Origin of the sequence: Rhizobium sp. WYCCWR 11146 (genome assembly GCF_013591995.1) — a bacterium.
Lineage (GTDB): Bacteria > Pseudomonadota > Alphaproteobacteria > Rhizobiales > Rhizobiaceae > Rhizobium > Rhizobium indicum.
Window position 1 is genome coordinate 1 of sequence record NZ_JACCEY010000011.1, and the last position, 24,512, is coordinate 24,512.

The following is a 24,512-nucleotide window of genomic DNA, read 5'->3' on the forward strand; positions in this document are numbered from 1 at the left end:
ATTTCTAAATAGCTGAAGACGCGCCCAAAATGACACTTCTACTTTGCACACAAACGGACATTCCAACCCTGCCGCCACAATGTATGTGGGGGGGTGGGTTCAAGGATGAAGTGCGACTTGCAATAGATAACAACGGTTTATCCCTGCAAGGAACGAGATATGAAGCGCACCTACTCCCAGATCGATATGGATGAACGCCGCAAGATCGCTCGCTCGCCGTTGGTCGTCATCACTTCTCGCCGAGAAATTCGGGCGGTATCCCTCGACGCGTACACGAAGATCGCTGCGCCTGAAGCGATATATCTTCTCTTATCCGACTATGACGTGCGGTACGAAACGCGATAGATTGGCGGTTATGCGCGAGCGATCCTCGCGGACGGCAAGACCGCAGGCGCGATCACCGACGATCCAGCTGCCGAGCACGGCGAAGCCGCCATCGCTTTCGAAAAGCGGGGCATAGGCCTGGACGATAAAGCCTTCGTCGCCATAATCGCCGGGGGCAGAAATCAATTCCCGGCCATCTCGGAATATCGTGACGTTCTCGCCTTCTCGCGACAGCAGTGGCTTGCGCACATAGTCGCTCAAACTCGAGGCCGCCGGGTCGTCTGCGAAATAGCTAGCCAGCAGGTTGGGATGATTGGGGTGGCGCTGCCAGAGCAGAGGCAAAAGCCCTTTGTTGGAGAGCACGGCCTTCCAGGCGGGCTCAACGAAAACATCGCCCGAGCGCACGAGATCGCGGGCGAAGGGCTCGCGCAGCATGAATTCCCATGGGTACAGCTTGAAGCAGCGGTCGATCACCCGATCCTGGAGGTCGGTGTAACGGCCCTGCGCATCGATGCCGATCTCGCGGATGTCCAGAAGCTCGACGCGGTGGCCGGCCTGCACTGCGCAGTCCATCAGATAGACCGTCGTGCCGCGATCCTCCTCATTGTCGGTTATCGCCGCGAAGTGGAAGATCGGCTCTTTGGAAAATTGCTCGAACGCCTCGACGAGGCTTTCCTGCAAGGAATTATACTGGTCCGCGTCCTTGGGCAGGCTACCCAAAGCCACCTGGTCGGTCAGCCAGTTGAACTGGAAATAGGCTGTCTCGAACACCGAAGTGGGAGTATCGGCGTTATATTCGAGCAACTTGACCGGGCCAGTGCCGTCGTAAGCGAGATCGAACCGGCCGTAGAGGTGCCGGTCGCGGCGCTGCCAGGAGCGCTGGACCACATCGCGCAGGTCCTCCGGAATGGCCAGCCTGTCGAGCGACTCTTCGCTTCCGACGATATCGCCGACCAGATCCATGCACATGTCGTGCAGTTCCTGGCTCGGCCCTTCGATCTGCATCTCGATCTCATCGAGCGTGAACGTATAGGCGGCATCATCGAGCCAATAGGGCTCGCCATACATTTCGTGAAATCCGAAGCCAACGGCGCGCGCCTTGTCAAGCCAATCAGGACGCGCCGGAAGGGTGATGCGCTTCATGTCAGCCGCCGAAACTGAACGACGAACGACCCCCGAAGCCCTGACGGGCGACGGTGCGGGTGTTGACGTTGACCGGCTTGACAGTCTGGCGTGAGGGCGCGATCGAGGTGTCGTTGCCGCCGCCCGAGCGAACAGTCGTTGTCACCGTTTGTCCCGAGCGATTGCGATAAATCGGCGTCGAGCCGTAATAGGAGCCACTCTCCTCCTGGCGCCGGCGATAATTGTAATAGTCGCCGATGTTGTTCAGTGCCGAAGACAGCATGTAGCCTGTCAGGAACGGCACGAAGAAGCTGCCGCCTCCGCCGGTATTGTTGGGGACGGCACTGGCCGACTGTTGCGTGCACTGGCCCGAGCCGTATTCGGCCTCGCAGGCGGCCATGCCGTTGAAACGCGGCGCGGCGGCAAGATGGGCCCGCATGGCATCCTGATAGCCGGCCTGGCAGACCTGCCGGTCCATGCCGGAAGTCACGCATTGGTCGACGGAGGTGAACATTGTCTCGGAAGGAGTCTGATCGCCGCAACCGGACAGCGCCAGGGTCGAGGCAGCGATAGTGCCGAGGGCCAGGAAAGGTCGTTTGTGCCCGCTCTTACGTCTGCGCATCATTCCCTCCCCTCAATAGGTCATGCAGGCGGCGTTGAGAATACCGATGACGAGCGCGATGCCGCCGCCCCATATGCCCGCGGCGATATCGCCGGCAGTGATCTTTTCATGCAGATCCGTCATGGTGAAATTCGCAACATAGTAAGCCAGGATCTGCGCCAGAATGCCGACCACCGCCCATATGATGTAGTCGACGATGCTGACCGAACTGGCTGCGGCCGAAGCCAGAGGCAGGCTGAAACCAACAAGCGCGCCCAAGAATGCCGTGACGGCGGCAAGATTGCCTGCGCGAATGAGTTGGACTTCCTTCTGCGGCGTCAGGAATGTGTAGATCACCGCGAAAACGCCGTAAGCGGCAAGACCAACGGCGAAATAGCCGAGGAAGGCAGGCAGACCCGCCACGTAATCGAGCATTGAAAAAGTCCTCCGTTGAAAATTGACAGGGTCTATCAGACGCGGCGAACATCGGCCGGAGCGAGTCCGTAGCCGATCAGAAATTCCACCGAGCTGCCTGCCTGGCTCTGTCCGAGATCGAGGTCGCGCTCGACATTGATCAAAAGCATTTCGCGCGTCGAGCCAAGCGGGCGATAATACAGCATGCAGGTCTGGTGAATGGAGCGCTGCGCCTCACCGTCGTCGACCTTCTCGACAAACTCCGCCAATGGGGTGCGCTCCGGGCCTTCGCCCCAGAAGCGGCTATAGAGGATGCCATCGGCATCGTAGCTTGGCTGACCGATCAGGCCGTCCGGCCCGGTCCAGCGGTTCCATCCGCCCTGCCCGGCAGGCACGACGCTGTCCCAGGGCTGATAAAAGCTGATGTCGTCGACATCACCCGGCTGGCCCGACGTCGACATCACCTGAATCATCCGATGGTCTTCATCGTAGTAGCGCGACAGAACCGTCGCGGCATCGAGCGAAACCTCACCGTAGGCGGCAATGATGAACGGGCCGCTCCGTGGCAGCGGCATGGCCGGCTGGCCGGCCAAAGCCTCGGCTTCGAGGGAGAGGAAATCGATGTCCAACGCCCCGCCGATGGCGGCGCTCAACGGGCCAAGTTCTTTGGGTAAGGGCCTTTCGTTCTTGTCTCTGCCGAACCAGCCGATCATGATACGTCTCCCATTCGAGCCCAAGCGATGGCAGCGGGATCTAGCCGCATTCCGCTGATGTAGTAAAGGGTCTCGCCGCCCCGCATCAGCGTCTCGTCCTGGCAGTTGAGGTCGGTCATGCCCTGGCTCAGCATGCCCACCAGCGTCACATTATGCTGACGCTTGAGCCTTAAAAACACGTCCCCATAGAGTAGCGGCGTTTGCAAAGGCGGTACCGGCAGCGAAAACGCCGTGTCGGTGGAAGCGGCCGACAGCAGCCGTGCGGCGATTTCCGAAGAGCCCGGATCACGAGCGGAACGCGACAGCAGCTCCTCGGCGAGCGATCCCACCGCCTCGACGCGCGGCCGGCGTTGTTTGACCATCTGTGCCGTGCGGTCGTCGGCGAAATAGGCCACGATATGGGCATTGGGCGCATGGTCTTCAGCAATCAGCACGGCGGCCAGCGTCTCGTCGTCATTTGCACCGCGCGCGATGATCGCGCGCGCCTGGGCCACTCCGGCCCGCACCAGAGCATCGGCATCGGCAAGCCGCTCGGTTCTGATATAGTCGGCGTAATTGCTGGCGGGATTTTCCGGCAGGTCCTTGGCAACCAGAACACTCATCGGCTCGTTGGCCTGCCGTTCGGCATGCAGCAGCCGGAGCGTCTGGTATGTCTGCCCCTCTTGCCAGCCGAGGACGATGATATGGCCGGCGCGTTCGCTGTAATCACCCAATCCGCGCATGCGGTTTCTCCAGATCGTACCGATATTTGTCAACAACTTACCAAGAACAGCGGTGAAGATGGCAATGCCGCCGGGAAGAACGAACAGGACGGCAATGATTCGGCCAGGCCCCGATTTTGGAGAAAGATCGCCATAGCCGACAGTCGTTGCCGTCACCATATAGTAGTAAAGAAAGTCGACCGGATTGCCGACGAGATCGCCTTCGCCGGCCAGCGTGAAGAGCAGGTAAGAAGCGACCAGGTGGATCACGAGGATAACAAAAAGCGCTGACCAGGCCAATTCGCTGAGCGAGAGATATACACGCCGCATCAATGAAGCGATAAATGGCAAGCGATTCGCCCCCGTTCCCAACGCGTACCCTAGCGAAATTTATTTAGCGCACCAGATCTTTAAGTTGCAAACCGATTACCCAAATATTTTGACGTTCCAACCGATGGAGGACTTTTTGGAGACCTGGAACCTCACCACTTTAACGCGCCTGTTCGCCGCCGATCCCGACGCACTGGGCGATGTGGATGTAGCCGTACCCGAACAGGGCGACGTCATATGCGTGACTCTTAAGGAAAAAGGCGATCTCGACGTCTTCGTCGCGGTAAGCGGGGAGCGCGACATCCTTGTCAGCGCTGTTCTGGTGCCTTGCAAGGACGTGTCCAATCGAGAAGCCTTCGAACGTATGGTGCTGAAGACCCATAAGTTCGTGCCGCTCTCCAGCTTCGGCATCACCACGATCGACGGTGAGGAATGGTATGAATTGTTCGGCTCGCTGTCAGCACGCTCGCCGGCCGAGACGGTGGTCGAGGAAGTCGCGATTCTGGCTGCCAATGCCGTCGATGCGGCACATATGATTGAAGAATGGAAAAGCGGGGAGATTGCAGCGTGAGCACCTGGGGAAAGATTTTCACCGCCATTCGCGGCGGCATCAACGAGGCAGCGGAAGCGGCCGCCGACAGCCAGTCCATGCGCATTCTTGACCAGGAAATCCGCGACGCTGAGCAGTCGCTGCGCAGTGCGCGATCCGATCTGGCCGGCATCATGGCGTCCAACAAGAGCGTCATGCGCCGACTTGAAGAAAACCGCGCAAAGGAGACCAAGGATACCGACAGCGCTCGTGCAGCGATCTCCGCGGGCCGCACGGATCTGGCGCAGGGTCTCGCTCAGCGCATTGCCGGTACCCGTGCCGAAGTGCAGCGCGACCAGGAAGAGCTCGACCGGCTGCTGCCCCGCCAGCAGCAGATGCTGCGCACGATCCAGGAGACCGAAGCGCGCATTGCCCAGATGAAGCGTGAGGTGGAGAATGTCAAAGCCAACGAGTCGCTGCTGCGCGCTCAGTCGGCGATCGCCCATAGCCAGTCGGGCATCAATACCCGTCTCGGTAGCGCCGTCGAAAGTCTCGAACGTATCAAGAAGCGCCAGGAAGTCACTGCCGGCCGCATCGAAGCCGGTGCCGAACTGGCGGCGCTGGAAAACGGCAGCGACCTCGATCGTCAACTGCGCGAGGCCGGCATTGGCAGTTCGAGCCATTCGGCCGACGACATTCTTGCACAATTGATGGCACCGAAACATTCGGTCGAGCCCATCTTGCTGCCCGCACCGACTGGCAACAAAGACTGACAATCCCCGGGAACGGCAGCCTCGCCTGCCGTTCCCCCGGCACGCCTGCGGATTGGAGCGACTGCGCGCTTGTTGACGAGCAGCTGGAAGAGAGATTCACCGTTGCTATCTGCGGTTGGATGCCCTTGTCAGAAGGATTCCCCTACCATTTGGCGAGTCCCCGCATGATCCAGGCGAGCATCCCGGTCCGCAACCGAACGCCTCAATGTCACGACGATGCCGGCCGGTATAAGCGAGAGCATGTCGTCGTTTCTTAACTGACGCCGAGGAACTGCTTCAGTTCTGCAGTCTGCGGATTGGCAAAGACTTCCTCCGGCGGGCCTGCTTCGTGGACTCGGCCCTGGTGCATGAAGACGACGCGGTTGCAGACGTCGCGGGCGAACTTCATCTCGTGCGTCACCATCAGGAGCGTCATTCCCTCGGCGGCAAGTTCGCGCACGACGGCCAGAACTTCGGCGACCAGTTCCGGATCGAGCGCGGAGGTAATCTCGTCGCAGAGAAGTGCGGTCGGCTGCATGGCGAGCGCGCGGGCGATGGCGACGCGTTGCTGCTGGCCGCCCGAGAGCTCGTCGGGATAGGCGTCGAACCTGTGGCCGAGCCCTACCCGCTCCAGCATCTTGCGGGCGGTGGCCTCGGCTTCGACTTTCGGGGTCTTCTTGACCACGGTCTGCGACAGCATGACGTTGCCGCCGACGGTCAGGTGCGGGAAGAGGTTGAACTGCTGAAAGATCATGCCGACCTTGAGGCGCAGTGCCTTCAGATGGACTTCGTCATCAAGGAGCTGCGCGCCGGCCACGGAGATGGAGCCGTCGGTGATGGTTTCCAGGCCGTTGATGCAGCGAAGCAGTGTCGATTTGCCCGAACCGCTCTTGCCGATAATGGCGATGACCTCGCCGGCCTCCACATCGAGATTGATGCCCTTCAGCACCTCGGTGGTGCCAAAGCTCTTGCGGACTTCAGTGATTTCGATGAGCGACATTGAGCTTCCTTTCCAGGATCTGGCTGCTTTTCGACAGAGGCCAGCAAAGGGCGAAGTAGATGAGAGCGACGAGCCCGTAGACGGTGAAGGGCTGGAAAGTGGCATTGGTGACGACCGTGCCGGCTTTCGACAATTCGACGAAACCGATGATCGAGGTCAGCGCCGTTCCCTTGACGATTTGCACGGAGAAACCGACCGTCGGCGGTATGGCGACCCTCAGCGCCTGCGGCAGGATGACATAACGCATCTGCTGCAGCCGGCCCATGCCGAGGCTGGCCGAGGCCTCCCATTGACCCCGCGCGACCGCCTCGACGCAGCCTCGCCAGATTTCGGCGAGAAAGGCGGCACTCCACAGGGTGAGGGCCAATCCCGCAGCAAGCCAGGCCGGCACGTCTATCCCGAAGAGGCCGAGGCCGAAAAATGCGATGAAGAGCTGCATCAGCAGCGGCGTGCCCTGGAAGAGCTCGATATAATATTTCGCGACTACCCTGAATGCCTTGCGCTTGCTGATGCGCAGGAACAGCAGCCCCAGTCCCACCGCGCCGCCGCCGATGAACGAGACGAGCGAAAGCAGGATCGTCCAGCGGGTGGCGAGCAGCAGGTTGCGCAGGATGTCCCAGAGTGTGAACTCGATCATCGCGCCGCCCTCCTCGGGAAAATGAACCCGCCGACCACCGCCAGCAGCTGCCGGAGCAGGATCGCCAGCACAAGGTAGATGGCTGTCGAGACGATGTAGGCCTCGAAGGCGCGGAAGGTTCGCGATTGTATGAAGTTTGCGGCAAAGGCCAGATCCTCGGCGGCGATCTGCGACACGACCGATGAGCCGAGCATGACGATCACCACTTGCGACGACAGCGCCGGCCAGATGCGCTGCAGGGATGGCACGAGAACGACATGCCGGAAGGTTTCGAAGCGCGTCATGGCAAGGCTCTCGCCTGCCTCGAACTGGCCCTTCGGGGTTGCCTGGATGCCAGCGCGGACAATCTCGCAGCTATAGGCGCCAAGGTTGACGACCATCGCGAGGTTGGCGGCCGTCAGTTCGGAAAGCTTGAAACCGAGCGACGGCAGACCGAAGAAAATGAAAAAGAGCTGGATCAGGAACGGCGTGTTGCGGATCAATTCGACATAGGTCGCAACAACTGGCTTCAGCCAGGCCGGGCCGAGTGCGCGCACCCAGGCGCAGAAGATGCCGAGCGAAATGCCGAGCACGCCGCCAATGGCGATAAGCTCCAGCGTGATCAGTATGCCCTTGACGATCTCGGGATAATATTCAAGCAGCCAGCCGAATTCGAAATGGTAACTCAAGGAATTGTCCCCTCTTGTGGCGACGGAGCGTCATGTCATCCCGCGCGCGGCGCGGGATGACATCCGTGAGAACCGGGTTCCTTACAGATCCGACGGGAGATCGGCGCCGAGCCACTTCTGCGATATGGCGTTCAGCGATCCATCGGTTTTTGCGGCGGCGACAATGCCGTTCACCTTCTCCAGAAGAGCCGCCTGTTCCTTGTTGAGACCGATGTAGCAGGGCGAATTCTTGATCAGGAACTTCATCTCGGGGCGCTTGGGGGGATTTCTGGCGAGGATCGCAGCGGCCACGACGTTGCCGGTGGCGATGGTGTCGACCTGGCCGGACAGGAAGGCCGAGATGGTGCCATTATTGTCCTCGTAGCGCTTGATCGTCGCGTCGGCCGGCGCGATCTTCGTCAGCTCGAGATCCTCCACGGCGCCGCGCGTGACGCCGATGCTCTTGCCGGCGAGATCTTCCACCTTGGCGATCGAAAGATCGGCCGGTGCGAACACGCCGTTGAAGAAGGGTGCGTAGGCCGTGGTGAAATCGATCACCTTTTCGCGCTCCGCATTCTTGCCGAGGCTTGATATGACCAGATCGACTTTGTTCGTCTGCAGATAGGGAACGCGGTTGGCGCTGGTGACCGGCACGAGTTCGGTCTTGACGCCCAGTTTTTCGGCAATGAGGTTGGCCACATCGATATCGTAGCCCATCGGCGCCATATCGGTGCCGACGCTGCCGAAAGGCGGGAAATCCTGAGGGACGGCGACACGCAGTGTTCCGCGCGTCGTGATGTCGGCGAGAGCATCGGCGTAAGACGCGGAGCCGAAGCCGAAGGTTGCAGCCAGGGTCGCGATTGCGAAGAAGACTCGTCTTGTCAGCATGTTTTAATTGCTCCTTTGAAGTTGTGGTTTTTTGGGTCTGACAGTTGGGAGACCGAGGGCACGGTCTTGGGGGGAAGTGACAGGGAACTGCGCAGTTCCGAGAGCGGATCCGGGCGCGTGGTGAGGTCGAGGCCCATTTCCACTTCGTCCAGATGTTCGATAGAGAGCTCGGCGGCTCTGACGAAATCGCCCGCTTGCATGGCCTCGAAGATGCGGCAATGTCCGTCATGAGACTGTGCTGCATGAAATTCAGACTGATAGAGCATCGAAATGAGGATCGTCCTCGCGGTGAGATCGCGGAGGATATCGACGATGATGGCGTTGCCGCTCAATTCTGCGATGCGGATGTGGAAATCGCCCATCAAATAGATCAGGTGCTGGCGGTCGCCCGCAGCCATTGCGCTTTTTTCCTCGTTCAAATGCGCGTCGAGCGCTTCGCGTCCCTCGCCTGTCAGCACGCGCATGCTGCGCAGCAATCCGGACTCGATGACGCGCCGTGCCTCATAGACCGCGATCGCCTCTTCAGCAGACGGCTCGACAACAAACCAGCCTCGTCTCGGACTGACATGCACGATACCGCGTGTTTCCAAGCGCATCATGGCTTCACGGACGCGGGTTCGAGACACGCTGAAGAGCGTTGCCAGCTGGTTTTCGCTGAGACGCGTCCCAGGCCGAATTTTGGCTGAAAGAATCCCAGAGACGATCGTCTCCTCGATGGTCTTCTGCGTGCTCTCAGATGTGTGGCTATCTTGCATACAAGACAGGAAAGCAAAGCTCGTGCCAAAATCCTGCGTTCAGGATTTCCAAGATGTCTCGGATCCCTCCCCCTGGAATTTGCACGCTGGGAATGCAGACTGAGCGTAAATTGAGCGCGTGCCTGCAACGCCTTGCAAACGCAGACCAGCGTCGAACCACTCACGTGGCGGCTTGTTCTTACTGGCCGAACGACCTTATGCGGTCGAAGCCGCCCAGGGATTGATCACTTCAACACCTGCAGCGTCGAACGCACTTGTATCGCGCGTGGCTACGGCGAACCCTTTTGATGCCGCGATGGCGGCGATATAGCCGTCCGGAGTGGGAAATCCTCTGCCAGCGGCTCGGGCCTTGACCGCGAGATCGGCATAGCGCCGTGCCGCTGTGATGTCGAAAGCCAAAATACGGCTTTCGAAGAGTTCCATCAGACCGTCCAACGCGTCGCAGAGCCTTTCCTTGCGTTTGCCAGCCGGGAGGGCGCCGATTCCAAACATCAGTTCGGCGATCGTGACGCTAGAAAGGAAGAGGGTTTCGGCTGCCTGCTCATCGAGCCAGAATTTCACGGCTTCGTCGGGCGCTGGTTTCATCGCCTCGGAAACGACGTTCGTATCGAGGATAATCATTCAAAGCTCATCGGCTTTGCAGGCAATGTGTCGCGAGCTTGGTCCAGCACGGCAAAGTCCTCATTCGTCAACCCGAGGCGACGGCTCCGTTCGGCGAGCGCGCTGCCAAGACGCAGGCGTGTTTCCGGACGGACGGCAGCCTCGAGGATTTCGCGCATTTCCGCTTCGGCGCTGCGCCCGTGATGAGCCGCACGCACCTTGAGAGCACGGTGCGTCGCGTCGGAGAGGTTTCTGATTGTGACTGCGGGCATGATGGCAACCTGCGGGACATGATAGCGATGCTAGCAATATAATGGATTTGCCATCACATTCAATGTGCGCTTGCCATGCGATCGTAAGCCAACCAGTCGTTAGGGGAGTTGCGCCACCATAACGTGTGATCGGCATGGATTCTCTTTCGTCTAGTTGAAACTCGAGGTCTTGAGGAATTCCGCCAGCCGTTCGGTCTTCGGATGCACGAACATGTCCTTCGGATCGCCCTCCTCGCAGATGACGCCCTGGTTCATAAAGATGACGCGTGACGAAACGTCGTAGGCAAAGCGCATCTCGTGCGTGACGAGCAGCATGGTCATGCCGTCGGCGGCAAGCCCCTTGATGACCTGAAGCACTTCGCCCACCAGTTCCGGGTCGAGCGCGGAAGTCACTTCGTCGAACAGCATCAGCCTCGGCGACATGGCGATGGCGCGGGCGATCGCGACGCGCTGCTGCTGACCGCCGGAAAGCTGTCCGGGATAATGGTTCGAGCGGGCGGAAAGGCCGACACGATCGAGCCATTTTTCCGCGATGGCGCGGGCATCCGGCTTGGCCATTTTCTTCACCTTGACGAGGCCGAGCATGACGTTTTCAGCGGCACTCATATGCGGAAAAAGATTGAACTGCTGAAACGCCATGCCGGTCAACGCGCGTTGGCGTGCAATCTCTTTCTCGCTCTTGCGGCGCCGCGTCGCGCCTTCGGCGCGGTATCCGATCTCCTCGCCGTCGAGGCTGATCGTGCCGCCCTGGAATTCCTCGAGCATGTTGATGCAACGCAGCAAGGTGGTCTTTCCGGAGCCGGACGAGCCGATGATGGAAATAACTTCGCCTTCCTGCACGGCGCAATCGACGCCCTTGAGGACTTCGTGGATGCCGTAAGTCTTGCGCAGACCCTGGATGTCGAGAATGGTCTTGGCCATCGGGGGTGTCTCCTCAGGACGGCAGGGCGGTCTTGCGCTCGACATATTTGCCGAAGTGCTCGATGCCGTAGTTGATGATGAAATAGAGACCACCGGCCAGGAAGTAGAACTGGAGGCTCATGAAATTGCGGGAGATGATCTCCTGCGTGCGCAGGAGAAGCTCGGCGACGCCGATGACGGAGAGCAGCGTCGAGGCCTTCACCATCTCGGCCGCCGTATTCACCCAGGCCGGCAGGCACTGGCGCATGGCCTGCGGCCACAGCACCGAGGTGAAAGTCTGGGTAAAGGTCAGGCCGATCGCCTTGGCCGCTTCGGTCTGGCCCTTCGGGATCGCCTGAAGCGCCCCGCGCACGATTTCGCCGACATGGGAGGAGCAGAAGATGGCAAGGGCAAGCACCCCGGCCGAGAACGGCCCGAGATCGAGGCCGACGGCGGCGGAGACGTAGTAGCTCGCCAGCACCAGCACGAGCACCGGCGTGCCACGGATGATATCCGTATAGGCGCGCACGGCCAGACGCAAAACAACGCCGCCATAGACGAGCGCCAAACCGACGAAAACGCCAAGTATGGAACCCGCGAGGATGGCCAGCAGGGAGATCGACACGGTCACGCCGATGCCGTTCATGATGACGTATCGGGCGATCCAGAGTTGTTCGAGAAAAGTGTGGGACATCAGGGCTTATCTCGGCAGGGCCAGACGGCGCTCGACGAAGCGCATCACGGCGGCGATGAGGAAACAGGTCGCGACATAGAGCGCGGATGTGACCATCCAGGTCTCTATGACGCGGAAGCTCTCGACATTGATCTTGCGGGCGGCAAACGTCAGCTCGGGCACGGCGATAGCGGCGGCGAGCGAGGTGTCCTTGAAGAGTGAGATGATCGTCGAGGACAGCGATGGCAGCACGTTGCGCAGCATCAGTGGAGCGATGATGGAGCTGCGGATCTGCATCCCTGTCAGGCCGATGGCAAGCCCCGCTTCCGTCAACCCTCTTGGAATGGACAGCAGCCCGGCGCGGAACACTTCGGCCAGATAGGCGCCGGAATAAAGCGACAGAACCAGGACGAAGCTTTTTATCTTGTCGAGGCGCAGGCCCATTTGCGGCAGCGCGAAAAAGACGAAAAGCACCAGGACGAGAATCGGCAGGTTGCGAATGACAGTGACATAGATCCGTGCCGGCACGACCGCAAAGCGGCTTTTGGACGTCAGCGCGAAGGCCACCACAAGGCCGATCGCGGCCCCGATCAGGATTGAGATCACCGCAAGGCCGAGGCTGAGCGCGAGCCCGCTCAAAAGAAAATCGAAATTGCGCCAGACGGCAGCGAAATTCAACGTGTAACCCATACGGGCCGCCCTTTCAGACCAGAGCATGATGCCGAAAAGTCTGAGCGGTTTTCGGACAACGTCATGCTCTCACTTTTTAAATGCGGAGCGGGAAACATGTCCCGCTCCGCATGGCTGCTACTTGAACTCGACCGGGAAGCCGATCTGCGGCGGCGTCAGATCTTTGCCGAACCAAGTCTTGAACGACTTGGCGTAAAAGTCGAATTCGACGCCGGTCATGGCTTCGTGCAGGGCGGTGTTGACGAAGTTCAGCCAATCCTGGTCGCCGCGCTTGACGGCGCAGGCGTAGGTCTGCGGGTTCCAGCCGTAGCCGGCATCTTTATAGCGACCCGGATTCTGCGTCATGTACCAGGCGAGCGACGACTGGTCCGTGGCAACTGCATCGGCACGTGCCGATTCCAACGCCTGATAGATCAGGTCGACGGAATCGTACTGGTCGACGGTCGCCTCCGGCAATGCCGCATGCACCATTGCCTCGGCATAGACGTTCTGGAGAACCGAGATGGTAACGGAGGAACCGGCCGCCTTGAGGGCGGCGTAGTCGGCATATTTGCCATCCGCCTTGAGCATCAGGCCGACACCCTCGCGATAATAAGGAATGGTGAAGGCAACCTGCTGGGCGCGCTCGCCGGTAACGGTCATGAACTGGCAGGTGATGTCGACTTTGTCGGTGGTGATGTTCGGGATGCGGGCGTCGGAGGACTGGTTCACATATTCGATCTTTTCAGGATCGCCGAAGAGCGCCTTGGCGATGATGTGGCCCATGTCGACGTCGAATCCCTGAAGCTTGTCGTCGGCGCTCTTGAAGTGCCAAGGCGCATTGGTGCTGCCCGTGCCGAGGACGAGATGGCCGCGGGCCAGCACTTCATCGAGCTTGCTGCCTTCGGCCAGCGCAGGCGTGGACAACAGAGCGGCGACGGCCAGCGATATCACGCCGGTGCGAAAGGAAATGGTCATGGCGTTCCCCTTATGGATGATTCCTATTGTTCCAGTATAATGGACGCATGTCTGTTTTACTGGAACAATGTTATGAAGTGCCATCAAGGATGAATTGTCAATGGGGTCATGCTGAAAAAACGCGCAGTGGCGCGCGTGGCGATTTTTTCGGCAGTGCAGCATTGTTCCGTTGTTTAGAGGCTCAACATCATGCCCTTCCCGCTCAGCGACCTCAGGCCATGCCGAGGGCGAAAGATGCGGTCTTCAGAGCGAGCGCCTTACGCGTTTGCGTTTGCGGTCGCAGCGCGGATCAGTGAACCAGCCGCCTCGCCTGCCGCTTCCATGTAGGTCGGATCGCGGTGCAACAGTACGACGGCGAACGAGCCATCGAGCAGCAGGACGATCTGCCGGGCGAGTTGCGGCGCTTCCGCCTTGATTCCGGCCGCCTCGAACGTCACCCGCAACCAGGCCTCGACCCTCTTCTTGTGTTCAATCCCGACTTTCATGGCTGGATGGCCAGGCATATTGGCGAGTTCCGCAGAGGTGCGCAGGAAACCGCAGCCCTTCCACTTCGGATGGCGGGCCGCGCGGGCGAGATTGCGAAAGATGCCTTGCACCTTATCCGCCGGTTCGCCCGCCGTTTCCGCGTACCAGCGTTTGAACAGAGCGAGGTTGGGCTGGTCGCGCGCCTCCAGATAGGCCCCGATGAGGTCGTCCTTGCTGGCGAAATGGTAGTAAAGGGTCCGTTTCGTGACACCGGCCTCTTCAGCCACCGCATCGACGCTGACGCTCCTGATGCCCTCGTTGTAAAACAGCTTGGCGGCGGCCGAGATGATACGTTCGCGCGTCGGGATTGCGTGTGAGATCATGTCGCCATGTATACCGACTAGTGAATATACACAAGCATCGACCGGCGGCATACTTCTCCTGACGCAGCATAGCGGAAAGGAAAACCGAATGGCCGACACTGTTTTGATCGACAGCCGCGACGGAATCGCCACGCTCACTCTCAATCGCCCGGAAAAGCTCAATGCGCTGAATTACGCCTTGATAGACCGCTTTCTCGCGATCCTCGACGCCATCGAAACCGACAATTCAATCCGGGCGATCATCCTCACCGGCGCAGGCGAGCGGGCATTCTCGGCGGGCGGCGATATCTACGAATTCTCAGAAAGCGTGGCGCAGGGCACCGATGTCGCCATGCGCGATTTCGTCGCGCGCGGACAGCGATTGACTGCGCGGCTGGAAGCCTTCCGAAAACCCATCATCGCCGCCGTCAACGGCCTTGCCTTTGGCGGCGGCTGCGAGATCACCGAGGCTGTGCCCCTCGCCATCGCCAGCGAACGCGCCCTGTTCGCCAAGCCCGAGATCAATCTCGCAATGCCGCCGACCTTTGGCGGAACGCAGCGTTTGCCGAGGCTGGCCGGGCGCAAGCGCGCCCTCGAACTGCTGTTGACGGGCGACACATTCTCCCCGCAGCGCGCCCTCGAACTCGGCCTTGTCAACCAGCTTGTCCCGCATGACGATCTCATACCGGCCGCCCACGACCTCGCGCGCCGCATTCTGCGTCATTCGCCGCTGGCGGCGGCGAGCATTCTGACGGCGGTGACGCGCGGCATCAACCAGAGCATTGCGGAGGGGCTGCTGATCGAAGGCGAACAATTCGCCCGGATGGCGCCAACCGCCGATTTGCGCGAAGGGCTCGACGCGTGGATCGAGCGCCGCAAGCCGAACTATCCCGGCTCGTGGTCGCTCGATTGATTGCCGCCAACACTGCCGAGAATGGCTCAGTCAGCGTAATCAGAACTCTTCCCAGTCGGACTTCAGCGCGACGGAGGCCGACCCGCGCTGGATCGATGCGAGGGGCGAATTACGAACGACTTTCAAAGCCGTCGGTGCGGCAGGGTGACGATCCGCCTGCGCAAACGAAGACCTGGATCTCGGCGCATCGTTGAAACGGAACTGCTCAAGAAGCTCGAAGAGCGCCGCAGCCTCTCGGGCGAGACCATGGCTCGCAGCCGTCTGCTCCTCGACCATTGCGGCATTCTGCTGCGTTCCCTGGTCGACGGTGTTGATGGACTGGCTGATCCCGCCGAGCGCAGTCGATTGCTCGCGCGCCGCCTCCACGATCGCTGTGACGTTGGTATTGATTTCGTGAACCTGACTGGCGATTTCCTGGAGCGCTGATCCGGCATTCGTCACGAGGGCGACGCCGTTTGCGACATGGGAACCGGACGCCGTGATCAGGCTCTTTATCTCCTTGGCAGCTTTCGCCGACCGCTGCGCCAGCTCACGGACCTCCTGGGCAACGACCGCAAAGCCCTTGCCGGCCTCCCCTGCTCGTGCCGCCTCTACGCCGGCATTGAGCGCCAAAAGGTTCGTCTGGAAGGCAATCTCATCGATAACACCGATGATATTGGAAATTTCGCGTGACGAGTTTTCGATCTGGTCCATCGCTCCGATTGCGTCACGCACTACCTGGCCGGAATGCTCGGCGTGATTTCTGGCGCGCGCCACGAGTTGACCGGCCTCCTCGGCGCGGCGGCTCGAATCCTTGACCGTCGTCGTGATTTCCTCAAGGGCGGCGGCCGTTTCTTCGACGGATGCCGCTTGCTGCTCGGTACGCTTTGCCAAATCGTCGGCCGCTGTGCGGATTTCGTTGGAACCGGCTGATATCGCCTTGGCATTTTCGGCAACCGTTGCCATTGCGCCCTTCAGCTTCTCCGAGGCACTGTTGAAGTCGGCACGCAGCCTTTCCAGCGAAGGAATGAAAGGCTTCTGGATCATCTGCGACAGGTCGCCGTCCGCAAGATTCGTCAGGCAACGGGCAAGTTGTTCGACATTTTCGACGCGCGCCGTGACATCGGTTGCGAACTTCACGACTTTGAACACTTTGCCGTTCAGGTCGAAAATCGGATTGTAGGAAGCCTGGATATAGACCTTCCGTCCGCCCTTGCCCATGCGCATGAATTCGTCGGCAACCAGCTGGCCGCTCGCAAGTTTCCGCCAGAATTCCTTGTAAGCCTCCGACCTCGAGTAGTCGGCTTCACAGAACATCGAATGATGTTTGCCCTGGATTTCGGCAAGCGAATAGCCAAGGGCGGACAGGAAGTTGTCGTTCGCGGTCAGGATTTCGCCGGCCGGCGTGAATTCGATGATCGCCTGAGCCCGGGACAATGCGTCGATCTTGCCCGAATCCTCGGCAGATTTCAGCTTCTGCGCGGTGATATCCGTTGCAATCTTGATGACCTTGACCGGCTTCCCGCGTCGGAACACGGGATTGTAGGATGCTTCGATCCAAACCTCGCGGCCGCCTTTTCCGAGGCGCTTGTATTGCTGCTGGTCGAATTTCCCGGCTGCGAGCTTCGTCCAGAAAGCCTTGTATTCCGTTGATGATGCATAGGCAGGCTCGACGAACATGCTGTGATGTTTTCCGACGATCTCCCTCAACTCGTAGCCGAGCGCCCTGCAGAAGTTTTCGTTCGCGGTGAGGATCCTGCCCGATAGATCAAACTCGATCATGGCTTGCGAATTCGATAGAGCGGCAAGAGCCGCGACAGCATTTGCACCACGATCAAGAATACTCACGCGCAATCCCCTAGATTTCATTGCTGTTGGTCCAGCCATGTCGCGAATATTCGCTTATGCTTTATTAACGGGGATTTAATTATGAATATAACGTGCAGGATATTTTGTTTTTCAACCAGCGCTGTGTCTATGAGGCACATCCGGGCAAATGCAGCCGACCCCCTGCCCTGCCATGGATAGGGGATGCACCTCCGTCAGGCTCTCCGGGACCGGCGAGCTTGCAGGCCGCTCACCCGCTTTTCAATTGCGCCATCGCAAGCAGCGTATCGGCACTTATCGTCGCCGAGCCGGTCAGGATCGAAAGCGCCGTCGACGTGGTGCCTGTGCCGTTGGCCATGTCATACATGGCGGTGAAGCGTTTGATCAGATCGTCGACTTTGTCAGGATCCGACAGATCCTCGAGGTCGATAAAATTGTCGATCATCTCGGCTTGCTTGTCGACGTCCATGTTCGAGACGTAACTGGACAGGTTGAAGCTCGTCGTAAAAAACTCAAAGAGCGCGCTGTCGCCCAGAATGTCGTAGGCGCTCGAGATCTCCGGCGCCTTGCGCTGGAAATAGAGGGCAAGGCGCACGCCGGTGTTGCTGTCGCCTTGATCATCCTCCAGCGTCAGCCTGACATAGGCGTCGATCGTCTCCAGCACGTCGCCGCGCTGCTGCACCGTTCCGGTGGGCTCCGCTGAAATATTGCCGTCCTGATCGAAATTGAACGCGCCGACGAGTTCGGCGAAACGATTGTCGCCCAGCTTGTTGACATAACTGTCTTCGTCATCGAGGTCGGAAGAAAACATCTTCTCCAACTCGTCCGACGTGACAGCATCAGGATCGAGCCCCTTCGCCTCGAGCGCGAAGGAAACCAAGCGATCGTCGGCCAGAAATTCGCTGGCCGTGGTGATCGTGGCCATCTGCTCGCGAAAATAGGTGATCTCCTCATCCGCCGCATCGGTCGTTTCCGTCAGCTCGTCGCCTTCGAGGTATCGGATCTTGTTCTGCTTGTAATAGGTCGCATAATCGTCGACGACGGATTCCGACATGGCCTGCAGCGGAACGGTCACGTCGCCATTGTCGTCGAAGTTGAAGGCTTTGCGAAAGGCGACGAACCGGTCATCGTCGAGGCTGTTGACATAGCTCTTCGAGTCCGAGGGATCGCTTTCGAGAATTTTCCGGACCTCGTTTCTCGAAACGTTGTCCGGGTCTATGTCATGGGCTCGCAACGCCATTTCCCACAGTTCCGGGAGATCGTCGTTGTCGTCATCGTCGTCGTCATCATTCGACACCAGGAAATCATCGATCGAGGTGACGCTGGCGATGCGCGTCGTATAGTTGTCGACGGCGTCTTCGGTGTCGGTGTTGGCGATCAGCACCTCATAATTTTCATCGAAGGCCGCCGTGGTGGCGGCGGTCTGTTCCGATGTCTGGGCCGTGTCGCCATCGGCAAGAGCGCCGTCTTCATCGAAATTGAAGGCATCGTGCAGTTCGGACAAGCCGATCGCGTCGGCGATATCAGCGCTTTTCAGCGCCGCGGAAATGAAGTTATCGGTCTCGCTATCGGTAAGCCCATAGGCAGTTCTCAGATAGGAAATCAGTTTGTCGTCGCTCATCAACTCATCGACGGAGGTGATGTTGCCGATTTGCGCCGCGAAGTAAGTGTCATAGGCCTCCCCGGTTTCCGAGGAAGCGATCGTCGCGGAGGCTACCGCATAAGCGCTTGTGACCAGCGAGATCTGATCTTCCGACATCACGTCGCCGTCGGTCGAGCCATCCTCGTTGAAGTTGAAGGCCTTCGCCAAGTTGACATAGACCTCGTCGTCGAGCTGGTTGACGAAACTATCGGCATCGTCGAGATCGCTCGTCAAAACACTCTTCAGGAAGCCGGTCGAGGTATATTCGGTGCTGAGGCCGAAAGCCGTCAGCACATAGTTCTTCAGCTTCGAACTCGACAGAAGATCGTCGACCGAGGTGATCGACGAGATATTCTCTTCGAAATAGTCCGTCGCGTCGGCGATGTCGTCCGCCTCGGTGTCGAAGGACCCCTCATAAGCATCGAGCAGATTGTCCCGCTGCACGTCCGATTGCGCCGTCTTCGTCTCGCCGGCGAATTTGAAGGCGGCAGCGAACTCGGCATAACGGGTGTCGCTCAAGCTGTTGGCGAAGCTCGATGAATCGCTGAGGTCGCTCTCCAGCACCTTCTTCATGAAGGCCTTGGCATATGTCATGTCTTCAAGGCCGTAGGCCTTCATGGCATAGGAATAGAGCTTGTAATCGCTCATGAATTCATCGACGGTCGTGACCTTCTCGATGTTTTCCTTGTAATAGGCGCTGTCGCGGGCAACCGTTGCCTGTGAAGCCACGTTCGAGAGGCTGGCGTTCAGATTTCGCGCGACCGTGAGATAGCTTACATAGGTGGAAACCAACGTCTGTCCCTTTCATAGGCACGGCGGTGCCGCGCGAAAGCCGGCCGGCAGTCACGGGCGAACATTTTTCATCTCTGCGGGAATGTCGTCGCCGGTCATGGCGAAGCGCAGCCACCTACATGTGGCCGAATCAACTTAATAGAACTCCATGGTTCTGTAATTAATCCAATGCGGAATTGGAAGCGAAAGTCAAGGGATCGCGTTTTGCCGGACGAAAGCGCGAGGAGCGAATCTGACAGATTGCAACGCGCTTTAGGCCGCGCCGACGCCTGCGGCAAAGATGGCAATGCAGCGGCGAAGATGGGCAAACAGTTGAGCCCGATCGGGCCAGGCCTGAGCCCGCCCTTCCGGCGGACCCATGCCGCCGAGGATCATATCCATCAGCATGCGGGCTCCGCTCGCCGTATCGTCCAGCGTCAATCTGCCTTCCGACCGGCGTTCGCTCAGCCAGTCAGCGAGATGCTGCCGGCTGGCAAGCATGCCTTCGCGCTGCAGGATATCGACAAGTTCGGGAAATTGCGCCGCTTCGCGAAAGACGAGTTGCAGGAAGCCGGTGCGATCCGCATCCTTGTCCTCATCCATATCGATCATGAAAATGCGCTCGAGGCTCGCGGCAATCGAGATATCTTCGGCAGGCCTGGGCAGATCGAGCATCAGGCGTCGATGCGCGCCCACCACGGCAGCAAACAACTCTTCCTTGCTCTGAAACAGCTTATAGAGCGTCTGCTTCGAAACGCCCGCCTCGGAGGCGACGATCGCGGTCGTGCTTCCGGCATAACCGTATTTGACGAAAACGCGGCCGGCGACTTCGACGATATGCGCCCGCTTATCCTCGTCGCTGGAAACTTTCGGCCGGCCCCGTTTGCGCGGCTCGTCCGCAGGTTCGTCGATAATATCCATGACGGTCTAGACCACCCTGCCGAAACGCGTGCCGACGACCTGAGAACGCAGACTACGATTTCTGAGGGGCAATTTTTTCGGTTGTGGCATTAGTGATTTCGATTTAGAGAACTTATCAGTTCTGTAATGCGTTGCATCCTCACCCTCCTAGCGATGGAGCGCTTATGACGACCATTTCCGCTGCAACATCAGTCTCTTCCTATTCCTATAGCAAGTACCCGACATCCGCGTCCGAGGAGATCCTATCCTCTAATACGGTTTCGTCGGCAAAAGCAACCAAAAGCGGGCAGCTCGATGAAGACACGTCCAGCAGCGCCGACAAACTCCTGTCTCAACTGATGACACTGTCGATGAACCGCTTCTCCGATCAGTCGGTATCGGGCGAGGATGAGGATGGCGGCGAAGGCATGGACGTTGCCCAATTGGACAGCGATGGCGACGGCTACGTGAGTAAGGCCGAGTTCGTCGCGGCCCGGCCGTCCGACGTGACGGAGGACCAGGCCAACACGCTTTTCGACAGCTTCGACAGCGAAAGCACCGGCTCGCTATCGGTCGATGCGCTCGCCGAGGCCATGTCCGCTCAGCAGTCGCAACGCTCCGGCGGACCGCCACCTCCGCCCGCCGGTGATGACGATCTTGCATCTCTGCTCTCCGATCTCGATACGAATGGAGACGGCTCCATCAGCAAGGACGAGTTCGTCGCAGGCCGGCCGTCCGATGTGACGGAAGACCAGGCCGGCACGCTGTTCGACAGCTTCGACAGCGAAGGCGCAGGTTCGCTATCGGTCGATGCGCTGACCGAGGCGATGTCGGCCGAGCAGTCGCAACGTTCCGAAGGACCGCCACCGCCGCCGCCCGCAGAAGACGACCAGTCTCAATCCCTGCTCTCCGATCTCGATACGAATGGAGACGGGCTCGTGACATTGGACGAGTTCATGGCGGGCAAGCCCGAGGACGTCACCGAAAGCCAGGCGAGCCAGCTCTTCGATCTGCTCGACACATCCGACACCGGTTCATTGTCCGTTCAGTCCGCGGGCTGACGGCGGATACGGAGCGTCGCCGTTGCCGTTGCTGGAGAAACTGCAATGAGACGATCTGAAAGCGGCCCGGCAGTGGAGCTGGCAGAGCCTTCAGCCGGGCCGCTCCTGAAATGCTGAAACATTGGTGCGCCGCCACAGGCGCACGATACTAGCGCGCGGATGAGCCGAAGCGCCTATCGCCATCACGGGGTCAGTCCAGACAATCAGATCATCGACCGGTGTCGGCCTTGCCCGGCGCCAGCGATGTCGTGCGCCCTCAATCCGGGCCCTGGAAGCCCCTCGTCACATGGCATGTTCCCAAACCTTAAAGGATCGAGCCATGAGCATTTTTGGAAGCATGAAAACCGCCGTCTCCGGCATGAGCGCCCAAGCAAACCGGCTGAGCACGGTTTCCGACAATATCGCAAACGCGAATACCACCGGCTACAAGGCCGTTTCCACGTCCTTTTCGTCGCTGGTCCTGCCGTCTTCCTCGGGCAATTACAATTCGGGCGGCGTTCAGACATCCGTGCGCCAGGCGATTTCCCAACAGGGCGACATTTCCTATACGACTTCGGCCTACGACCTGGCGATCTCGGGAGACGGGTTCTTCATCGTGGAAAGCGCCGACGGCACGCCTGTGCTTACCCGGGCCGGTGACTTCTCGGTCGACAGCGACGGCAATCTCGTCAACGGTGCCGGCTTCACGCTTATGGGATATTCCTATGATTCCGGCGTACCGGCAGTGGTCGTCAACGGCTTCGACGGCTTGGTGCCGGTCAACGTATCCCAATCGGGCTTGAGCGCCGTCGCTTCGAGCAGCGCCTATTTCAGCGGCAACCTGAACTCCGAAGCGACCGTCGTCACGGATACGACGACGCTGCCGAGCGCCAATACGGCAAGCGTCACCGACGACACGCAAAAGATGTCGCTGGTTGCCTATGACAGCCTCGGCGGCACCGTCCAGTACGACTATTACTTCACCAAGACCGGCGTCACGACGGATGCAAGCGGCGCGGTCACCGGCAGCACCTGGGAGGTCGCGGTTTACCGCAATGCCGATGCAGCCACTGGCAGCACGACGTCCTTTCCCTACTCTTCCGATGCCGTGAGCGTTGCAACGCTCTCCTTCGACGCCGATGGCCAGCTGACCTCCGCAACCGACACCGACATCGTCGATCCGGTGACGGCAAAGACGATCACCATGGACTATTCCGACTTCACCCAGCTTGCCTCCGACTTCTCGGCGACGGGCTCGGCAGACGGCCAGGCCGCAAGTGCGGTGAGCTCGGTGTCTATCGGTGCGGATGGCGTGGTGTCGGTCTCCTACGCGAACGGCGCGACAAAGGCTCTCTACCAGATCCCTCTCGCGACGGTCGCCAGCCCCGACAATCTGACGCTGCTCAGCGGCAACGTCTATAGCGCCAACGGATTGTCCGGCGTCACGGTCACCGGCTTCCCGCAGACGAACGGGCTTGGCTCCATCCAGTCCGGCGCTCTCGAAAGCTCGAACGTCGATCTCGCCGGCGAACTGACGGAGATGATCGAGGCGCAGCGCAGCTATACCGCCAATTCCAAGGTGTTTCAGACCGGCTCCGATATCATGGATGTCCTCGTCAATCTGAAACGATAGGGAGGGCGCCGGCATGTCGCTCACCTCCGCCTTGAACAACGTGCAAAGTATTTTCAACAATACGGGCCAGCAAAGCAGCGTCATCTCGACGAATATCGCCAATGTCGGAAATTCCGACTATGTGAGACGGGAGGCGTCGGTGACGACGTCTCTTTCCGGCGCCCAGGTCGTCAGCATCAGCCGGGCGCAGGAAACTGCGCTGCTTGCCCAGTATCTGCAAACGAATGCCAAGGACAGCGCCCAGCAGACGCTGGTGACGGGTCTCGAAAGCCTGAAGTCGCTGGTGGGCGGCAACGACTACGAGACCTCGCCGAGTACCTATCTCACGGCATTCCAGCAGGCGCTCCAGACATTCGGCACGTCGCCGAGCAGCACGACCGCCGCGCAATCGGCCGTGACCGCCGCGCAGGATCTCGCCAATTCGCTAAATACCGCAAGCGACGGCGTCCAGTCGATCAGAGCCGAGGCGGATGCGGAGATTGCCACACAGGTTTCCACCCTGAATACGCTGCTGTCGCAGTTCGAGTCGGCCAACAATGCGGTCAAGCTGGCGACATCGACCGGCACCGATACATCCTCGGCACTCGACGAGCGTGAAAAGCTCCTGAAGCAGATCTCCTCGATCGTCGGCGTCACCTCCACCCTGCGCGACAATAACGATATGGCGCTCTACACCTCGGACGGCACCGTGCTGTTCGAGACCATTCCCCGCACCGTCACCTTCGCGTCGACAGCAACCTACGTTGCAGGAACGGAAGGCAATTCCATCTATATCGACGGCGTTGCGCTCGACGCCGGCGAGGGATCGACGACGAGTGCCTCGGGCAGCCTGCAGGCGCTGCTGCAGCTTCGCGACGAGATCGCCCCGACATTCCAGACCCAACTCGACGAGATCGCCAAATCGCTCGTCCAGATCTTCTCGGAAACAGACGGCAGCACCAGCGCGCCGGGACTTTTCGTCTGGACGACGGCGTCAGGCGCAACCGGGGGAACACCTGCTGCTTCCGACGATACGACAGGGATCGCCTCCACCATCTCGGTCAATCCAGCCGTTGTCACCAGCGAGGGCGGCGATGCGACGAAGCTGCGCGATGGCTCCATCAGCGGGATCACCGATCTCAACACCTCGGGAGACAGCGGCTTCTCGGACAATCTCGACGCCCTGTATGAGGCGCTGACGGAACAGCGCTCGTTCTCTTCCGACGCCGGTCTCTCGACGTCGCAAAGCCTGACGGACTATGCCAGCGCCTCCATCGGCTGGCTCGAGCAATATCGAAGCGACGCCACGTCGGCCTCCGAAACCACAGCGGCCGCCTTGTCGCGCTCCGACGAGGCCTATTCCAACGAAACCGGCGTCAACCTCGACGAGGAACTGACGCTGCTTCTCGACATCGAACAATCCTACAAAGCGGCGACGAAGATCCTGAACGTCATCGACGAGATGTTCCAGTCGCTCCTCGACATAGCGAGCTAGT

At 59.7% G+C, this 24,512-nt stretch carries 26 protein-coding genes; 6 read left to right on the forward strand and 20 right to left on the reverse strand.

Annotated features, from left to right (window positions below; translation table 11 throughout):
* Positions 1-309 precede the first annotated feature (309 nt).
* Genes HX899_RS06580 through HX899_RS06600 form a run of 5 tightly spaced genes read right to left on the reverse strand, consistent with a single transcriptional unit; the run spans position 310 to position 4,226 of the window.
* Positions 310-1,467, reverse strand: coding sequence for a glutathionylspermidine synthase family protein (locus HX899_RS06580; RefSeq protein WP_181291942.1), 1,158 nt, complete (start codon positions 1,465-1,467; stop codon positions 310-312).
* Between the two features lies 1 nt (position 1,468).
* Entirely contained in the window at positions 1,469-2,068 is a 600-nt protein-coding gene (locus HX899_RS06585) for a DUF1190 domain-containing protein (RefSeq protein ID WP_181291943.1), read from the reverse strand.
* Positions 2,069-2,080: 12 nt separating this feature from the next.
* The gene (locus HX899_RS06590) at positions 2,081-2,482 is read right to left on the reverse strand and encodes a DUF350 domain-containing protein (protein ID WP_181291944.1); all 402 of its coding nucleotides are present in this window, start codon (positions 2,480-2,482) and stop codon (positions 2,081-2,083) included.
* 35 nt (positions 2,483-2,517) lie between these two features.
* Entirely contained in the window at positions 2,518-3,174 is a 657-nt protein-coding gene (locus HX899_RS06595) for a DUF2491 family protein (protein WP_181291945.1), read from the reverse strand.
* Positions 3,171-4,226: an ion channel gene (locus tag HX899_RS06600; RefSeq protein ID WP_181291946.1), complete on the reverse strand. Its 1,056-nt coding sequence runs from the start codon at positions 4,224-4,226 to the stop codon at positions 3,171-3,173. Before HX899_RS06600 ends, HX899_RS06595 begins: the two co-directional genes overlap by 4 nt.
* Positions 4,227-4,329: 103 nt before the next feature.
* On the opposite strand from HX899_RS06600, the gene HX899_RS06605 reads away from it, so the two are divergent.
* Both HX899_RS06605 and HX899_RS06610 read left to right on the forward strand, forming a co-directional pair.
* Positions 4,330-4,776 carry a YjfI family protein gene (locus HX899_RS06605; RefSeq protein ID WP_029871137.1) on the forward strand — a complete coding sequence of 149 codons (447 nt, stop codon included), beginning with the start codon at positions 4,330-4,332 and terminating at the stop codon, positions 4,774-4,776.
* Positions 4,773-5,507, forward strand: a complete 735-nt coding sequence (locus HX899_RS06610) for a PspA/IM30 family protein (RefSeq protein ID WP_181291947.1) — start codon at positions 4,773-4,775, stop codon at positions 5,505-5,507. The genes HX899_RS06605 and HX899_RS06610 overlap by 4 nt, the downstream gene beginning before the upstream one ends.
* Before the next feature lie 253 nt (positions 5,508-5,760).
* Here HX899_RS06610 and HX899_RS06615 read toward each other — a convergent pair whose 3' ends face one another.
* The 12 genes from HX899_RS06615 to HX899_RS06670 all read right to left on the reverse strand — a co-directional run bounded on the left by HX899_RS06615 (position 5,761) and on the right by HX899_RS06670 (position 14,353).
* Positions 5,761-6,486: an amino acid ABC transporter ATP-binding protein gene (locus tag HX899_RS06615; RefSeq protein ID WP_181291948.1), complete on the reverse strand. Its 726-nt coding sequence runs from the start codon at positions 6,484-6,486 to the stop codon at positions 5,761-5,763.
* Complete coding sequence (locus HX899_RS06620) at positions 6,464-7,123, reverse strand: amino acid ABC transporter permease (RefSeq protein ID WP_129422582.1); 660 nt, start codon at positions 7,121-7,123, stop codon at positions 6,464-6,466. The genes HX899_RS06615 and HX899_RS06620 overlap by 23 nt, the downstream gene beginning before the upstream one ends.
* Entirely contained in the window at positions 7,120-7,791 is a 672-nt protein-coding gene (locus tag HX899_RS06625) for an amino acid ABC transporter permease (protein ID WP_181291949.1), read from the reverse strand. The genes HX899_RS06620 and HX899_RS06625 overlap by 4 nt, the downstream gene beginning before the upstream one ends.
* An 81-nt stretch (positions 7,792-7,872) precedes the next feature.
* Positions 7,873-8,658: a transporter substrate-binding domain-containing protein gene (locus HX899_RS06630; protein ID WP_181291950.1), complete on the reverse strand. Its 786-nt coding sequence runs from the start codon at positions 8,656-8,658 to the stop codon at positions 7,873-7,875.
* On the reverse strand, positions 8,652-9,413 hold the full coding sequence (locus HX899_RS06635) for a GntR family transcriptional regulator (protein WP_181291951.1): 762 nt from the start codon (positions 9,411-9,413) through the stop codon (positions 8,652-8,654). The genes HX899_RS06630 and HX899_RS06635 overlap by 7 nt, the downstream gene beginning before the upstream one ends.
* Before the next feature lie 195 nt (positions 9,414-9,608).
* Entirely contained in the window at positions 9,609-10,034 is a 426-nt protein-coding gene (locus HX899_RS06640) for a type II toxin-antitoxin system VapC family toxin (protein ID WP_181291952.1), read from the reverse strand.
* The gene (locus tag HX899_RS06645; protein ID WP_025397318.1) at positions 10,031-10,285 is read right to left on the reverse strand and encodes a FitA-like ribbon-helix-helix domain-containing protein; all 255 of its coding nucleotides are present in this window, start codon (positions 10,283-10,285) and stop codon (positions 10,031-10,033) included. The genes HX899_RS06640 and HX899_RS06645 overlap by 4 nt, the downstream gene beginning before the upstream one ends.
* Before the next feature lie 150 nt (positions 10,286-10,435).
* Positions 10,436-11,206 (reverse strand): amino acid ABC transporter ATP-binding protein, encoded by a 771-nt coding sequence (locus HX899_RS06650; protein WP_138388906.1) that lies wholly within the window; start codon positions 11,204-11,206, stop codon positions 10,436-10,438.
* Between the two features lie 13 nt (positions 11,207-11,219).
* Complete coding sequence (locus tag HX899_RS06655) at positions 11,220-11,879, reverse strand: amino acid ABC transporter permease (protein ID WP_011648868.1); 660 nt, start codon at positions 11,877-11,879, stop codon at positions 11,220-11,222.
* 6 nt (positions 11,880-11,885) lie between these two features.
* Entirely contained in the window at positions 11,886-12,548 is a 663-nt protein-coding gene (locus tag HX899_RS06660; protein WP_138388905.1) for an amino acid ABC transporter permease, read from the reverse strand.
* A gap of 117 nt (positions 12,549-12,665) precedes the next feature.
* Entirely contained in the window at positions 12,666-13,505 is an 840-nt protein-coding gene (locus HX899_RS06665) for a transporter substrate-binding domain-containing protein (RefSeq protein WP_138388904.1), read from the reverse strand.
* 257 nt (positions 13,506-13,762) lie between these two features.
* Positions 13,763-14,353, reverse strand: a complete 591-nt coding sequence (locus HX899_RS06670) for a TetR/AcrR family transcriptional regulator (protein ID WP_173883684.1) — start codon at positions 14,351-14,353, stop codon at positions 13,763-13,765.
* Positions 14,354-14,441: 88 nt separating this feature from the next.
* On the opposite strand from HX899_RS06670, the gene HX899_RS06675 reads away from it, so the two are divergent.
* Positions 14,442-15,245, forward strand: a complete 804-nt coding sequence (locus tag HX899_RS06675; protein ID WP_181291953.1) for a crotonase/enoyl-CoA hydratase family protein — start codon at positions 14,442-14,444, stop codon at positions 15,243-15,245.
* A 39-nt stretch (positions 15,246-15,284) separates the two neighbouring features.
* Here the strand turns inward: HX899_RS06675 and HX899_RS06680 are convergent, their stop codons facing one another.
* The 3 genes from HX899_RS06680 to HX899_RS06690 form a co-directional block, all read right to left on the reverse strand.
* Positions 15,285-17,072, reverse strand: a complete 1,788-nt coding sequence (locus HX899_RS06680; protein WP_181291954.1) for a PAS domain-containing methyl-accepting chemotaxis protein — start codon at positions 17,070-17,072, stop codon at positions 15,285-15,287.
* A gap of 229 nt (positions 17,073-17,301) precedes the next feature.
* Complete coding sequence (locus HX899_RS06685; RefSeq protein ID WP_181291955.1) at positions 17,302-19,485, reverse strand: DUF1217 domain-containing protein; 2,184 nt, start codon at positions 19,483-19,485, stop codon at positions 17,302-17,304.
* A 252-nt stretch (positions 19,486-19,737) separates the two neighbouring features.
* Positions 19,738-20,385: a TetR/AcrR family transcriptional regulator gene (locus tag HX899_RS06690; protein ID WP_181291956.1), complete on the reverse strand. Its 648-nt coding sequence runs from the start codon at positions 20,383-20,385 to the stop codon at positions 19,738-19,740.
* A 164-nt stretch (positions 20,386-20,549) separates the two neighbouring features.
* On the opposite strand from HX899_RS06690, the gene HX899_RS06695 reads away from it, so the two are divergent.
* The 3 genes from HX899_RS06695 to flgK all read left to right on the forward strand — a co-directional run bounded on the left by HX899_RS06695 (position 20,550) and on the right by flgK (position 24,511).
* Positions 20,550-21,425, forward strand: a complete 876-nt coding sequence (locus tag HX899_RS06695) for an EF-hand domain-containing protein (protein WP_181291957.1) — start codon at positions 20,550-20,552, stop codon at positions 21,423-21,425.
* Between the two features lie 319 nt (positions 21,426-21,744).
* Entirely contained in the window at positions 21,745-23,037 is a 1,293-nt protein-coding gene (locus tag HX899_RS06700) for a flagellar hook protein FlgE (RefSeq protein ID WP_138332901.1), read from the forward strand.
* A 13-nt stretch (positions 23,038-23,050) separates the two neighbouring features.
* Positions 23,051-24,511 carry a flagellar hook-associated protein FlgK gene (flgK, locus tag HX899_RS06705; RefSeq protein WP_171600393.1) on the forward strand — a complete coding sequence of 487 codons (1,461 nt, stop codon included), beginning with the start codon at positions 23,051-23,053 and terminating at the stop codon, positions 24,509-24,511.
* The last annotated feature ends 1 nt before the right edge of the window (position 24,512 follow it).